Annotated in this window: 10 protein-coding genes and 1 pseudogene; 6 read left to right on the top strand and 5 right to left on the bottom strand. The window is 42.5% G+C overall.

All coding sequences use genetic code 11. The annotated features are described in order from the left end of the window. Positions 1-22: 22 nt before the first annotated feature. Positions 23-2005 (bottom strand): heavy metal translocating P-type ATPase, encoded by a 1983-nt coding sequence (locus tag CHRO_RS28115; protein ID WP_015163016.1) that lies wholly within the window; start codon positions 2003-2005, stop codon positions 23-25. Between the two features lie 1356 nt (positions 2006-3361). Between CHRO_RS28115 and CHRO_RS35120 the strand changes: the two are divergent. Next, positions 3362-3826, top strand: a pseudogene (locus tag CHRO_RS35120) (M23 family metallopeptidase); the annotation flags it as partial. A gap of 113 nt (positions 3827-3939) precedes the next feature. Here CHRO_RS35120 and CHRO_RS28105 read toward each other — a convergent pair. Then, positions 3940-4776 (bottom strand): CPBP family intramembrane glutamic endopeptidase, encoded by an 837-nt coding sequence (locus CHRO_RS28105; protein ID WP_015163013.1) that lies wholly within the window; start codon positions 4774-4776, stop codon positions 3940-3942. Positions 4777-5452: 676 nt separating this feature from the next. On the opposite strand from CHRO_RS28105, the gene CHRO_RS28100 reads away from it, so the two are divergent. Together CHRO_RS28100 and CHRO_RS28095 are read left to right on the top strand one after the other, a co-directional pair. After that, a complete protein-coding gene (locus tag CHRO_RS28100; RefSeq protein ID WP_015163012.1) occupies positions 5453-6448 on the top strand; it encodes a bestrophin family protein in 996 nt (331 codons plus the stop codon). Positions 6449-6557: 109 nt separating this feature from the next. Next, positions 6558-7532, top strand: coding sequence for an RNA polymerase sigma factor, RpoD/SigA family (locus CHRO_RS28095; RefSeq protein ID WP_015163011.1), 975 nt, complete (start codon positions 6558-6560; stop codon positions 7530-7532). Between the two features lie 113 nt (positions 7533-7645). Here the strand turns inward: CHRO_RS28095 and CHRO_RS30990 are convergent, their stop codons facing one another. After that, positions 7646-8722 (bottom strand): IS630 family transposase, encoded by a 1077-nt coding sequence (locus tag CHRO_RS30990; protein WP_015162949.1) that lies wholly within the window; start codon positions 8720-8722, stop codon positions 7646-7648. Between the two features lie 401 nt (positions 8723-9123). Between CHRO_RS30990 and CHRO_RS28085 the strand changes: the two genes are divergently transcribed. The 3 genes from CHRO_RS28085 (at position 9124) to CHRO_RS28075 (ending at position 12435) form a co-directional block, all read left to right on the top strand. Further along, positions 9124-9615 carry a hypothetical protein gene (locus tag CHRO_RS28085; protein WP_015163010.1) on the top strand — a complete coding sequence of 164 codons (492 nt, stop codon included), beginning with the start codon at positions 9124-9126 and terminating at the stop codon, positions 9613-9615. Between the two features lie 277 nt (positions 9616-9892). Further along, positions 9893-10807, top strand: a complete 915-nt coding sequence (locus CHRO_RS28080; RefSeq protein WP_015163009.1) for a cation diffusion facilitator family transporter — start codon at positions 9893-9895, stop codon at positions 10805-10807. Between the two features lie 245 nt (positions 10808-11052). Continuing rightward, the gene (locus CHRO_RS28075; protein WP_015163008.1) at positions 11053-12435 is read left to right on the top strand and encodes a proton extrusion protein PcxA; all 1383 of its coding nucleotides are present in this window, start codon (positions 11053-11055) and stop codon (positions 12433-12435) included. Between the two features lie 176 nt (positions 12436-12611). Here the strand turns inward: CHRO_RS28075 and rppB are convergent, their stop codons facing one another. Beyond that, on the bottom strand, positions 12612-14003 hold the full coding sequence (gene rppB / locus CHRO_RS28070) for a two-component system sensor histidine kinase RppB (protein WP_015163007.1): 1392 nt from the start codon (positions 14001-14003) through the stop codon (positions 12612-12614). After that, on the bottom strand, positions 13960-14664 hold the full coding sequence (gene rppA, locus CHRO_RS28065) for a two-component system response regulator RppA (protein ID WP_015163006.1): 705 nt from the start codon (positions 14662-14664) through the stop codon (positions 13960-13962). Before rppA ends, rppB begins: the two co-directional genes overlap by 44 nt. Between the last annotated feature and the right edge of the window lies 1 nt (position 14665).

Raw genomic sequence — 14665 nt, 5'->3', positions numbered from 1 at the left:
TTTCTGTTTGATTAATTCCAAACTAACTTCCTCTCAAAACTCTGCCAGCATTTAAGATGGCAAGCAAAGCCACACCCACATCAGCAAAGACGGCTTCCCACAAAGTTGCCAGACCGAAAGCCCCTAGCAAAATAAATACACCCTTGACTGACATAGCCAGAATGATATTTTGCCAAACAATTTGACGAGTCTTTTTACCAGTCTTGATTGCCTCAGCTACCTTTGACGGCGCATCGGTCATAATCACTACGTCCGCAGTTTCGATCGCCGCATCAGAGCCTAATCCTCCCATTGCCATGCCCACGTCAGCCCTGGCAATTACTGGGGCATCGTTAATTCCGTCACCGACAAACACAACTTTATTGTTTTTTCCAGATTGTGAGATGAGTTTTTCAATCGCCTCGACCTTACCTTCTGGCAGTAACTCGGCATAGTAAGCATCTAGACCGAGATTTTGCGCCACCCGCTCGGCTACAGCTCGATTATCTCCCGTCAACATGACGGTTTGCTCAACTCCCTGTTTCTTCAGGGCTTGAATTGCTTGAAACGCATCGTCTTTGAGTTCGTCAGCAATAACAATGTATCCAGCGTAGCCCTTGTCTACAGCTAGATGTACGACAGTACCCTTTATATCACAGTCATCATGCGAAATATTTTCTCGGTGCAATAGGCGGTCATTTCCTGCTATTACTAACCGATTTCGGACTAGGGCGCGGATGCCATGACCGGCAATTTCTTCGTAAGCCTCAACTTGGGAATCGTCGATTTTTTTTCCATACGCTTCTCGGATCGATTCAGCCACGGGATGGTTAGAGTGGGACTCTACCTCTGCTGCCAGTTGGAGTAGCTCATCTTGGGTAACCCCATTTTTTGGCACGATCTGCGCTACTTTAAACACGCCCTTAGTCAGCGTTCCTGTTTTGTCAAACACTACTGTCTTGACCCTAGTTAGGGCATCTAAAAAGGTAGAGCCTTTGACCAAAATCCCGCGCTTGGCAGCACCGCCAACACCGCCGAAGTAGCCGAGTGGGATGCTAATCACGAGTCCACAAGGACAGGAAATCACCAGCAAGATCAGGGCGCGATAAACCCATTGGTATCGGTCTGCTCCTGCAATAAATAAAGGAGGAAGTATCGCTACTCCCAGAGAGAGAAAAACGACAACAGGGGTGTAGTACCTGGCGAACTGAGTAATAAATTTCTCCGATTCTGATTTTTTACTAGTGGCATTCTGCACCAAATCCAAAATTTTGGATACGGAAGACTCACCGAATAGTTTGCTTACCTCGATCGTGAGAACGCCAGTTTTGTCGATCGTACCTGCCAAAACGGAGTCTCCAACTTTCGCAGTTCGCGGCACTGACTCTCCAGTTAAGGCAGAGGTATCGAGCTGAGCCTCACCCTCTACGATCTTACCGTCCAAGGGAATCTTTTCCCCTGGCTTGACAATGATGAGATCCCCTACTGCTACTTCATCTGGCGATACTTTTTTGACTTCACCATTCGCCTTCAAGTTGGCATAGTCAGGGCGGAACTCCAATAGAGACTTAATCGATCTCTTGGAGCGACCGACAGCAAATTCCTGAAATAATTCGCCGACTCTGAAAAACAACATCACCGCTACGGCTTCTGGTAGTAGATGAATCGCGATCGCCCCTAACGTCGCTATAGTCATCAAAAAATTCTCGTCAAATACTCGACCTCGGAGGATATTGCGTCCAGCACTCGTCAACACATTCCAACCACTCAAGAGGTAGGCAGGGATGAAAACCAAATACTCGCCGACTGAGTAAGGTGTACCGTGCAGTTGCTTTTCAAAAATCAAACCGAGGGTAAATAAAATGACTACCAAGATCACCGGAGCCAGTTCCGCCTTTAGGTTAAACTCTCCGTCGCCATGACTGTGACCGTGGTCGTGGTCGTGGTTTCGGTCGTCGCGATCGTGCTGATGCTCGTCACCAGCGCAGCTGGAGCAGCCCGAATGGTTTGAACTTGGCTTTGGCATGATGTTTCTTCGCTCCAAGCAGATAACTAATGAATATCTGAACAGTAATTCAAATTTATTTTTTATTCTACACTCTCGTACTCTCAAACGTGCAAAAATTGCTGCGAGTCATGCACGGTTTATTAATGCAAATTCATAATGAAAACTATTATCACTTTCATCGACAATTAATAGAGTGATAATCATTAACAGAAGGAACGAGTTTTTAGGCACGATTTTAATTTTCACCAAAAATACTGTTAAGTATGGTTAAATTTATCTTCATTGTCAGAAAGACAGCTATTGAAGTCATTAGAGTTGAAAGCTTAGACTATTTTGCTCCAGATGCCGATCGCTCCAATGTTGGGTAGATTGAGCCAATGTACGCCTAGATTCATTAGGTAATAGAGTAAAGCCTCCTTTTAGGTTAAACTAATAAGTCGCTGAAATTTCGAGTATTTTGGGGGTTTTATAGTCTAGGTTTTGGTTATTTGAAAAACAGGTCGAGCGAATTTACGCTAGCCACTCTAGCTATAATGTTCTAATCTTTACTTCAGCTCTCAAGTTTGGGCAAGAGCGATCGCCCGCTCGGTTTCAAGCTTTTGAGAAAAGTGTTCAGCCAGAAAATTACTACGATAAACTCTTGACAAATTGTACAACGTTGTTTACACATAATGCTAAATAAACTTAGCTAAACGAACGCAAAGAATGAATAAAGTAGCGGCTATTTTCACTTTGACAACCAGTAACAAAATCTTAGAAGAATACACTAACTCTGTTCGACAAAAAAATAAGCGGTGGATGCGAACTGCGACTGTGACGCTCGGTTTAGTTGTTTCAACAGGAGCTTCTAACCTTTTGATGATTCAACAAAGCGATCGCGCATTGGCAGTTAAACTAACAAGCAACGAACCAACAGTCAGTACTATTCCTATTGGAGCTGAAGTACCTCGACGCAAAAGTATAGATTTAAGCGAACCAGAAGCAGCGCGATCGCGATCGCCATTTAATCCGCACGTCCAAAAGCTACGTATGGAGGTTGAGAGACTACAACAGAAATACTCGACTCAAAGCGCATTTGCGCCGAGATCGAGTGAAGGTAGTACTTTAGTCGCGCCCCTCCAACCGAGCGCCCCTAGCAAAGCAGATAGTTTAACTGAAGAACTGAATTTTCTACGGCATCTTAATTCGTCAGCCGAGCGATCGATGAAGCCAAAATTGTTTACGGCTCAAGTGCCTGACGCTCCAAAGCCAGCTATAAAAGCACGGCATTCAACTCCAGCCAATACCACTACTCCTAAATCTAGCTCTAGTGTAGTAACAGCGCCCATAGTAGGTTTAGAGACTTCAGGAATGCTCGATTTGCTCAAAGAACAGCAAATTTCTCCAGATTTACCGCCTTTGGGTGCAGTAGATACCTACTTACCCAAACTTTTCAAGAATTCAACCCCCGCCAAGTATTACGCTTGGCCCGCAAAAGGCAGCGTGACTTCTAACTATGGCAGACGCTGGGGACGGATGCATCAGGGAATTGACATCGCCGCCGCTGTAGGAATGCCAATTTTCGCCTCAGCTCCTGGTGTTGTAGTCAAGGCAGGCTGGAATTCTGGTGGCTACGGCAATCTAGTGGAGATCCAGCATAGTAATGGCAGTCTGACTCGTTACGCTCATAATCAACGGGTTTTGGTTCGGGTTGGGCAACAAGTTGGGCAAGGTCAACAGATCGCTCAAATGGGTAGCACTGGTCGGAGTAGTGGACCGCACAGCCACTTTGAGTTGCATCTCCAGGGCAAGGGGGTAGTCAATCCCATTGCTTATCTACCGCGTCAAGTTCGTGTATGACGCTCTCGTTGAAGCTGTTTCCTCTTTGAATGCTCAACTTTAGTTCCAAGTGGTTGCCCCATTGGATCTAGAGATCTACAAAATTTAACGGCGATCGCGCCAAGAAGATAGCTTCAATCTAGCGTCACTCCACATTCCCCTGTCTTTCGCACTACAAAAGCAAGCGCGCAGAGAAACCCAAAGCCTACAATCCCTGCCAAAGGATTTTGATTGATTCCTGTCACCCATTCTGGAACTTGATTCGTGTAATTTATCCAATCCGATACGTCAACTAGGTAGTAACCCCAAACCAATCCAGCGTGAAGCCCAATGGCAAATCCTAAGCGTTTTTGGTGTACCTGCCTTGCCCATCCCAAGGTTAACCCTAACAGTAGCAGCCCTGGAAAACTCGGCAACGTGCGGACAATTTCCGTCCAAGGTTTAATAAAGTGTAGTGCCGCATAGATCGTGCTACTAATCCACACAGCCGTCTTAAAGTTACAGTTCCAATGCAGTTCGTCAATCAGCCAACCTCGGAAGAGCAATTCTTCAGCAACTCCCACACCTAATCCAACTAGCAAACCTTCTAACCCAAATGAGAGATGGACTCTAGGGAGAGGTTGCCAAGTTAACCATCCTATCCAACTCTCAAGGAGAAAAAGAGTAAAAAGGCTGATGAAGCCAATTCCCAGAGCTGTTAAGAGTTCAAATCCATTCTGGCGGGTTCTCGCCAGTCCATGATACTGAAGTGGCTGAGACTGGCGATGGACTTTCCTGCCCCAAATCTGCAACAGCCAGACAAACTTAACGTACAGAATCAATAGAGCGATCGTACTGCTGGTATTATCTGTTCCCCATATCCAGTAGATGGGAACAGCGATAGGTAGCCACAGCAACATTAGTATTAGCAGAAAAATGCCGATTCTGGCTGGGGCAGGATAGGCAGCAATTTTCGGACATAGAATCGGCATCAAACTGACTTGTCTCCAGCCATAGACTCGACGAGATTGGAAAAACTACTAAAACAGACAATAAATAAAGGTAACGAATAGCAAAGCTAATTGTATCTATCTAAAATCAACCAAGAAAAAGACCGCTATGGCACAGAACGCAATACCAGTAGAGCTAGAGACACCTTGCCGATCGCCACCGTTACCTTTCTGCTTTTTTCATCCTTCTTGCTAAAACTAATTTTCTTTTTAACTAAAATATGCCCATGTATTTAGACAATTTTTGTGAAAAAGACAGAGGTTTGCAAGTCTATAGTTTCAACTAATCTTGAGCATTTTCATATTAGTTGTATTGTCTCTATTAATCTTGAGGTAAAAATATAACTTAAAAAATTTTTCTATTTTGCAATAAGTTTCATCTCAATTTCATCTTGTTTTCCATATAATAAAGGTTAATCACTTATACCTCATGCTTAGCTTAGTTTCAGGCTTTTAGTTTACGAGCTTAAAAGCCTGAATTTTTACCACAACAAGAATGAAGTCAAGGTCATCACTTAGAAAAACTAGCTTCATCTCCCGATCTATCCTTCGGACTATAGGAAAGATTAGTTAAGTTTATAGTAAAAAACAAACTTTTGCTTTTTAATTTAGTGTATATACTTTTGATCCAGTTGTTATTCCAATATTTTAGGAAAAAATGAAAATCAAAAAGTATACTAAAACTCATTCCTTAAGAGCATGGAAGCAAAAAAATTACGACTATACTGGAGAAAGGTTAAATTGGTTTTATTTAATCTTACGATTACAAGGTTCAGTTGTTCCAACTATTCTTCCTTGGATAGTTTTCTTTAGTATCTATAGTTTTGCAATTTCATTGCTCTATTATGAAAAAATTCACATAACCCTACCAAAAATAGATGGTATCCCTAACGTCGTGTTAAGTTTTAATCTTGTCTTGAGCTTGTTATTAATATTTCGGACTAATACAGCTTACGATCGCTTTTGGGAAGGACGTAAACTTTGGGGAAACTTAGTCAATACTGTTCGTAATTTGACTCGTGGAATTTGGATAATAATTAAAGAACGAGAAGCGGCAGGTCGAGAGGAAAAAAAGGCAGCGATGCGGTTAGTAGTTGCTTTCGCGATCGCTATGAAGCTACATTTGCGCCGCGATCCTATAAATGAAGAGTTACTTTCACTTATGTCCGTATCTGAGTATTCAAAGCTACAAAATACAAACCATCCATCGCTAGAGATTACTTTCTGGATAGGAGAGTACTTACAGCATCAGTATGATTGTCAGTCGATTGATGTTTATCAACTAAATGCTTTGCAAAAATTGCTAGATGAGTTAGTGAATATTTTAGGAGGTTGCGAACGAATTTCAAAAACACCAATGCCTTTGAGTTATGCAATTTATTTGAGGCAGCTAGTAGTGTTATATTGTCTGACCTTACCTGTTGAATTAGTGAGTGGCTTGACTTGGTGGACTACTCCAGTTATGGTTTTTATCAGTTTTTTTTTATTTGGAATTGAAGAAATTGGCTCCGAACTGGAAAATCCTTTCGGACACAATCCAAATGACCTACCATTAGACGTAATTTGTCACACAATGCTTCGCAACACCGAAGATATAATAGCAGTTAATACAAATAGCGATCGTTTTTCTAGAAAAAACATCAAATTTAGATAGAAGAGGAGAACTGTAAATATTATTTACTCAAACAATCAAGAAAGTAGAGATATTAAGCATTAGAACACTTAGTATTTCACAATATTGCTACTACATACCCAAGACTCCCATGCTTACTCCCGTAAAAACTGCCCAAACAGACACCGATCTCATTCGTATTTATTTACGAGAAATTGGTCGCGTACCACTGCTAACTCACGAACAGGAAATTTTATTTGGCAAACAGGTGCAGCGATCGATCGCCTTGCAGTTGGTAAAAGATTCGCTAACCAAGCAGTTAGGTCGAGAACCGTCGCTTGATGAATGGGCAAAAGCTTCAGGCAAATTAGATAATACCCAGCTAACACAAGCGATCGCAGATGGCGAGAGTGCCAAGCGCAAGATAGTAGAAGCTAATTTGCGATTGGTGGTTTCCATCGCTAAAAAGTACACCAAGCGCAATTTAGAACTTCTAGACTTGATTCAGGAAGGAACTATTGGCTTGCATCGGGGTGTAGAAAAGTTCGATCCCACTAAAGGTTATCGGCTTTCAACTTATGCCTACTGGTGGATTCGTCAAGCTATAACTAGAGCGATCGCGCAGAACAGCCGCAATATCCGGCTGCCTATCCATGTCACTGAGAAGCTGAATAAAATTAAAAAGACACAACGCCAGCTATCCCAACACTTGAAACGCACGCCGTCAATTTCTGAGTTAGCAGCAGCACTAGAATTGACTCCCAACCAGGTAATCTCATATCTAGAGGTAGCACGTCAACCTATATCTTTAGAAAAACAAGTAGGAGAAGATCGAGATACAGAACTGGGTGAAATGTTGCAAGACCCTGCTGCATCTCCAGAGGAGTTTGCGATTCAGTCATCATTATCCGATAACTTAAAGCAAGTGATGGCAGCAGTTTTGACACTGCAACAGCAGCAGGTATTGAGCTTGCGTTTTGGTCTAGAAGATGGACGAGCGCTTTCGCTGAAAAATATAGGCGAGCGGCTTAACTTCAGTCGCGAACGGGTGCGGCAGATTCAACAAGAAGCCTTAGCCAAACTCCGCAAGTGCAAGGTTGATATGGATAAATACTTAATTAGTTAACTAGAGCTTTGCATAGTTCATCAATTTATAACCAAGTGGCGGGTATACATTTGTAGCCGTGTCGTGTTTGCTCAAAGTCATCCACGGCGAAGAGATCGGTGGTTGCTACCGTTTTATGAAATTCCGGCGACAAAAAGCGCATCTAAAATATAATCCCAACCAGTTAAGGATTTGACTACTTCCTGAGTCAATTGTGTTAAGCGTTGCCGCACTGTGGTTCTTAAGGCTGGCACATCGGCAAACAACTGCCAACTAAGTGAATCCTTGAGATGCTGCCACAAACGTTCAATTGGATTGAGTTCTGGACAATAACTCGGTTGAAACAACAATAAGACATTCGCAGGTGGTTGAATCCGTTTGGCTATGTGTGCTGATGCGCGGTCAAGATGCCAAATATGAAACTCATCCGGATACTGTTGGGCGAACAAATGCAGGAACTGTTGAAAACATACGCTGTCCAAATGTGAAAACTCGTAGAAAAACTGTTCGCCACAAAGCGGTTCGACCACTCCATACAGCCAAAACCCCTCACATACCCATTGCATATTGCCTATCGGTTTGACTCCAACCGCACTGAGCAACCGACGACAAATGGTAGTTAGGCTCCAACGGGTTTCATCTTGACACCAGTACCGAATCCGGCGCGGCTGGCTGCTGTGTGGCACAGCAAAAACCTGTTTTAATAAATTTAAGTTACCTGCCAGCTCGGATTTGAATTGCTGCAATCGTTCAGGGTCTTGTTCAGTGCTTTGTCGTTTGCCTACTTTCAACTTGGCTCTCAACTTGCCATGTACTAATCGATAAACCGCCATATAGGAGACATCTACACCCAAGCTGTCGGACAACCATTGCTGCACCGCCCCATAACTGCGAAATCCTTTGGGGTCAGCCAGGCGTTTTTGTAGCGCTTTGACTGCCCATGAGGGAATCGTCCCTTGCCGTCCTGGTTGCCGTCGGCGCGTGAGTAAGCCTTTCATACCACCATGTCGATAGGCAGCTAGCCATTCCTGCACTGTGACTCGGTTCCGTCCCAAGACAATTGCTAATTCACTCACACTCTTAACTCGTCCGAGTTTGAGCAGATAAATCGCTTGCACTCGTTCTTTGCCTTGAGCCGTTTTTTGTCGTCTCAATAAGGCTTTGAGTTCGTCTTCACTCTCAGCAATCTCTAACTTCAAGGGACGTGCCATGATTGTCTGCTACTCCTACGTCACTCCTCCTTCTATTTGTAGCCTAACTAACGAAAAATGGTAGCATCAAGGATGGCGATTATTCTCAACGATTTCCTTGTCTGGCTTTGTCGATCCTGAACCTGCATCTGCCGTGAAGAAGTAAACTCAAAAGCAGTTGGAGCGCGAGTTCAACATCAAATCTTACAGTTTTAGTTCTTGAGTTTTGTCAGTCAACCAGGCAATAGACTTTCGTTTCAATATGGCATGAGTACCTCGTCCAAAGATAATTGTGTCTCTAGGCAAAATTTCATCTTGTGTGTCTCTAGGCAAAATTTCATCTTGATTTCATCTTTCTCTGTTAAGCTATTTAGCAAAAGGTTAACTCATCTTCGAGCGAGCAAATTTCTTCAAGATATGAGATGAAAAAAATCTTAATTTACCTTCCTATCAGCTTGATTTTAGCTATTGCAGCTTCTATTTCAGCTAGCTATGCAAGTGAGAATGTTAACACAAATACAAATAATAGTAGAGTTTTTAATATTGAAGATGATTTACAGTTTCTTAATACACGTTGGCGAATCGTTAAACATGCTTTTCAAATACATATTCCCAAAAATATCGGTGCCCTTTCTCAGCTTATTATTGATACTCCATCCACTGTAGCTGTGAGCAATGACATTAACGTATCCGATCGGAATGGTCAGAGAATTAATACTAATGTTTTTGTTGATAATAAAAGAATCATTATAGTTTTTCCTAAACAGGATATTTCTAATACAAAAATCTCGATCGAACTTAACAAAGTCAAGCAACCAGTTCTTGGTTCTGATTCTATATATAGCCTATCAGCTAAAGTTGTTGGCAATAATTCGGAAATTCCCGTAGGTGTAGCTCGATTTCGCACATTTTAGTATACAGATTTTACTGGTAAATTTAGAAGTTTTATTCTGATTGTGTGACCTGAGTTCGAGCTAGTGAACAAATGCAGTATACTTTTTCAGTAGCACCTTACTAGAATTATGACGTGTGCTTTGACTGGATTTAAGTTAACACTCTTAGTTACAATCTCGTTCGGCTTCTAAGGTTGGGAAGATTTAACTTTAAAGGTCGAGTTTAGAGGCGATTTTTGGCTTTAGCTCGATCGCCGATAATGTTAATTTATTTAAAGCTGGCGATCGCTAGAAAATCATGTCTTACCAGAACAGTCGCGGACATAATCACAGACAGGCTAATTACAACCGTGCCTTTATCATCAGCGTTGCTCTCAATACAGGGTTTGTCATTGTGGAGGCAGTTTACGGTATTATTGCTAACTCCCTCGCTCTACTTGCTGATGCAGGACATAATTTTAGTGATGTTTTGGGGCTGCTGCTAGCCTGGGGAGCAAGCATTCTCGTCCGCCGAAAGACAACACAACGTCGCACGTATGGGCTGCGACGCTCTTCCATTTTGGCAGCGCTGTTGAACGCCGTCTCTCTCCTAATTGTTGCAGGTGGTATTGGCTGGGAGGCAATTCAACGGTTTCGCGAATCTGCTCCGGTAGCGGGAGGAACGGTGATTGCAGTGGCGGCGATCGGAATTGCGATTAATACGGGCAGCGCTTTGATGTTCTTGTCGGGGCGCAAGCGAGACTTGAATATAAGAGGTGCATTCCTTCACTTAGTTGCGGATGCTGCGGTATCTGTAGGGGTTGTACTGACTGGCATTGCGCTCGTTGCTACGGGCTGGCTTTGGTTAGACCCAGCTGTAAGTTTGGTTGTTACACTGATAATCTTAGTTGGTACCTGGCAGCTATTCCAGGAATCCTTCAATCTCATCTTAGATGCAGTTCCAGTAGGCATAGAACCATTGGCTGTCCGCAATTACCTAGCTGAACTGCCCGATGTGATTCAAGTCCACGATCTGCATATTTGGGCAACGAGTACTACAGAGACAGCACTCACGGCTCATCTGGTCATGCCCGCAGGACATCCTGGCGATGCTTTTTTAGTACGAGTAGTCCGAGAGCTTCACGAGCTTTTTGGCATCGATCACCCCACTCTACAAATCGAGACTGGCGATCCCAGTTCTCCATGTCCTTTCGCTCCAGATAATGTTGTTTAAAGCTTGGTGTACCGAGAGGAATAACTACAGCATTACTGTTAAAAACTTCCAGTTACTAAGTTATCTCCAAGTGTTGCACTGCAATTGCAAAAATCCTACAGAGAATTTTTAGATGTAGAGTTCTTTAACAAGCAAAAATTTCATTTCTATTTCATAGAATTCTGTCAATATATTGATTGATAGCTTCATTCAGTAAGAAGGGAGCTGTCAATCATCAATCGTTTGAAAAGTACGCTCTTTTTCTTATGAAGAAGTATTGGCATGATGCTATCGATTGGCTGTGGCAAACCCCCGAACGTTCTCTGAATGCAGCTTATAATGCAGCACTTGAGATCGAAAGGATAGAAAATGAGTACCTTAGAGGTGGGCAAGTCTTATCACTGGATGATTATAGCGATAATGTTGTTAACTATATTGATTCTGAATTATCTAAATATCTACAAATTGCTCAGACTAGATTATCAGAATTTAAGCTAAGCCGTTCTATTCTCAACCTATTCATTATAAATGTTTTCTCTAATACTAAAAATTCAAATATTTCTGAACTGGAACAAGAGGACATAATAGATAATCGTCAGACTATAGAAGTAAAAACCGTTACTTATAAAATAATAGAAAAACTAAATTTCGTTGAAGAAATTCTTATTAAATATAAATTTTCAAATTCAAAAAATAAAGTTAAGTGCAATTTAATATCTCAAACAAGTGAGACAGCTAGCGACACTTCCTTAATTCAGCTTGGCGAACAAATTTCTATGAAAAAAACTCAAGCACTACAAAATAAATTTAATAAACTCATCTCAGCAAAAAAATCGGCATCAAGGACATCGCTTGATGAACCTAGCGTTATTCCCCGTTCCATTGGTCGAACTATAGAAAAACTCAAAAGGGACTTGAACCCAAATGCAGAAACTGAGGTGATTCAAGAGTTTCGCCGCTCTCGGTATCGAACCATCGTTTCTATACGTTATTTATTAATTCTTGTTCTAGTACCTTTTTTAATGAATCAGCTAGCTAAAGGAATTATAATAAGTCCTTTAGTAAATTCATTTTGGAATAATAACCAATCAAATATTTATTTGAATTCTTCTCAAGAAGAAAGAGCCTTTACTGAATTAAAAAGTTTTGAAGAGAAACTTAAATTTGATTTTTTAGCTGGAAAATCTCTAGCTTTTACTCCAGAAATTACAGAAACAAAGTTAAAACAAAAAGCTTCTGAACTAGCTCAAAAATATAAACTTGAGAGTAATAACGCACTTAAAAGTATTTTTGCAGATTTACTGTCAGTGGCTACGTTTGTAGCTTTACTTGTAATAGGAAAACGGCAGATAGCAATATTTAAGTCTTTTATTGACGAAATAGTCTATGGATTAAGTGATTCTGCCAAAGCATTTTTAATTATCCTGCTTACCGATCTATTTGTCGGCTTTCACTCTTCTCATGGTTGGGAAGTAATTTTGGAAAATACTTTAAAGCATTTCGGTCTTCCAGAAAATAAAGATTTTGTTTTTATGTTCATAGCCACTTTCCCAGTGGTCTTGGATGTGATCTTTAAGTATTGGATCTTTCGTTACCTTAATCGCATTTCACCCTCGGCAGTTGCTACTTACCGCAACATGAATGAATAAGATGAATCCACTGTAGATTAAAATTTTAGCCCGACGAACGACACGAATTCATTAGCGGCGTAGAAGGAAAGAAATTACTAAGATGGCTTCGCTCTAAGGTACAAAATCAAGTTGCGATCGCAACCAACTCCTCGAACGTGAACTAACATAACGCTTTTGTTTCATGCAGCAATGCCTTAGTTTAAGGGTAGCCGAACAGTAAACGTACTTCCCCTACCCAACTCACTTTGAACCTGAATGCTGCCATGATGTGCTTGGACGATCGCTTGAGCAATCGCTAGTCCTAATCCAGTACCCCCCGACTGGCGAGAGCGATCGCTATTCACGCGATAGAAGCGGTCGAAAATTCGAGCTTGGTGTTCGGAAGCAATGCCGATGCCCGTGTCTACAACCTGAATGATGGCATAATGCTCGTGTCGGTCTAGCACGAGCGTGACTCTACCCCCTGGGGGGGTGTACTGCATTGCATTGCTCACGAGGTTAGAAATTAAGCGACCGAGATGCTCTTCATCTCCGATCGCGTAAAGGGCTTGGCGTACCCGTATATCAGCTGTTAGCTTTAAAGTAGCGGCAATTTTCAGAATAGAAAATCCTTCTACTACATCACTGACTAATTCGTTTAAATTACAGGAACTCAGTTTCATTACTAACGCTTGCTGTTTGTGCAATGTTTTTGCCGGATTTTCCATCCGCGAAAGTAACAAAAGATCCTCAACTAATCGCGAAAGGCGATTATTCTGACGTTCGATGGTTGTTAGAGCGTTCTCTATCTCTTGCTCGGACCAAGGCTCGATCTGGCTTTTGTTTTCCATAGTGGCTTGAATCGTTGCTATGGGAGTCCGCAATTCATGGGCAGCGTCAGCTGTAAACTGTCGCATTTTTAAATAAGAACTATAAATGGGTTGGATCGTTACTCCTGAAAACCACCAAGCTGAAGCTCCGATCGCAATGATGCCGATTGGTATCCCTGCTAATAGAATTAATCGCAAGTAAGCAAGCGACCGATCGAAGTCCTCCAGCGATCGCCCCACCTGGATGTATCCCCAAAGCAGATTCTGGTTAGGATGAAGAGATAAAGAAATTTGACGATAACGCCGACCATCGCGGTCTTGGAGGATTTGCCAAGTGTCCTGTTCTAGCAAAATTGGCAGCCCCGTAGGGTGAAAACCTGCCACGGCAACCAGGCTTCCAGAGTTGTTTAATAAACGTAGGTAGTAGTTGCTTTGGTCAAAGATACTTGTAGAATGAGACTTGGACGCTACTGTTCGCGTTAAGCAGCCGATCCCATCCGTGCATAGACTTGGTAAGATTTTTTGAGCGTCCGGTTTTACGCGATTAGGGTAATCTAGGCTTGGTTCGAGGCTATCGTGCAGCGTACTTGCTACAGATTCCAATTCTCGATCTAAAGCTGCTAAACCTGTATGGGCGATCGTGTGATAAAGAATAAATCCAGCTAGAGTGCAAACCAGTCCAACAACGCTAGCAAATATTCCTGCCAGTCGCCAGCGAGTCAGTAGAAACAGCCTATTCTGGAGCGAGGATGATGTTAAAACGATATCCCATGCCATAGAGAGTTTCAATCGAGCAACTACTGCCAATTTCTGCCAGTTTGCGCCGTAGCAGACGGATTTGGGCTGCTAGAACGTTACTAGTTGGTTCTGTACTTGCCGCCCAAATGAGCTTGACAATTTGCTCGCCGCCGATCACCTGGTTAGGGCGCTTCATGAAACATTCTAGCAGTTGAAATTCTTTTGGTGTCAGTAAAAGAAACTGCCTGTCACCGCTTTGCTCCTGAAGACAGACAGTGTGAGTGCCGTAATCTAAGATGAGATCGCCGACCTGAAGTTGCTGGGGTTGGATTTGAGGCGATCTGCGCTGCAATGCCCGCAACCGTGCCAGCAGTTCTGCCATGCCAAACGGTTTCACCAGATAATCATCAGCTCCTGCATCTAGCCCAGTCACTCGATCGCTAAGATCGCATTTAGCTGTTAGGATTAAAATTGGCATCGAATTATTCCGCAGCCGCAGCCGCCGACACAGTTCTAAGCCTGATAACCCTGGCAGTAACCAGTCGAAGATAGCTAGTGTATATTCTGCCCAGTAGGTTTCTAGATACATCCAAGCTTCATCGCCATCTAAAACCCAATCAACAACGTACCGCTCTTGCTTTAACCTTTGCCTGATTGCATCACCTAAATCCGGCTCATCCTCCACTAATAGAATTCGCATA

This window comes from Chroococcidiopsis thermalis PCC 7203 (assembly GCF_000317125.1).
Taxonomy (GTDB): domain Bacteria; phylum Cyanobacteriota; class Cyanobacteriia; order Cyanobacteriales; family Chroococcidiopsidaceae; genus Chroococcidiopsis; species Chroococcidiopsis thermalis.
Note: the sequence above shows the minus strand (reverse complement) of the source record. Positions and strands in the feature narration are given on the sequence as shown.

Bases quoted from the DNA above. Each gene is read 5' to 3' on its own strand.
- CHRO_RS30990 (WP_015162949.1), bottom strand. From the start codon at position 8,722: ATGGCACGTCCCTTGAAGTTAGAGATTGCTGAGAGTGAAGACGAACTC.
- CHRO_RS28080 (WP_015163009.1), top strand. From the start codon at position 9,893: ATGTCTTACCAGAACAGTCGCGGACATAATCACAGACAGGCTAATTAC.
- rppB (WP_015163007.1), bottom strand. From the start codon at position 14,003: ATGGCATGGGATATCGTTTTAACATCATCCTCGCTCCAGAATAGGCTG.
- rppA (WP_015163006.1), bottom strand. From the start codon at position 14,664: ATGCGAATTCTATTAGTGGAGGATGAGCCGGATTTAGGTGATGCAATC.
- CHRO_RS28075 (WP_015163008.1), top strand. From the start codon at position 11,053: ATGAAGAAGTATTGGCATGATGCTATCGATTGGCTGTGGCAAACCCCC.
- CHRO_RS28095 (WP_015163011.1), top strand. From the start codon at position 6,558: ATGCTTACTCCCGTAAAAACTGCCCAAACAGACACCGATCTCATTCGT.
- CHRO_RS28105 (WP_015163013.1), bottom strand. From the start codon at position 4,776: ATGCCGATTCTATGTCCGAAAATTGCTGCCTATCCTGCCCCAGCCAGA.
- CHRO_RS28100 (WP_015163012.1), top strand. From the start codon at position 5,453: ATGAAAATCAAAAAGTATACTAAAACTCATTCCTTAAGAGCATGGAAG.
- CHRO_RS28085 (WP_015163010.1), top strand. From the start codon at position 9,124: ATGAAAAAAATCTTAATTTACCTTCCTATCAGCTTGATTTTAGCTATT.
- CHRO_RS28115 (WP_015163016.1), bottom strand. From the start codon at position 2,005: ATGCCAAAGCCAAGTTCAAACCATTCGGGCTGCTCCAGCTGCGCTGGT.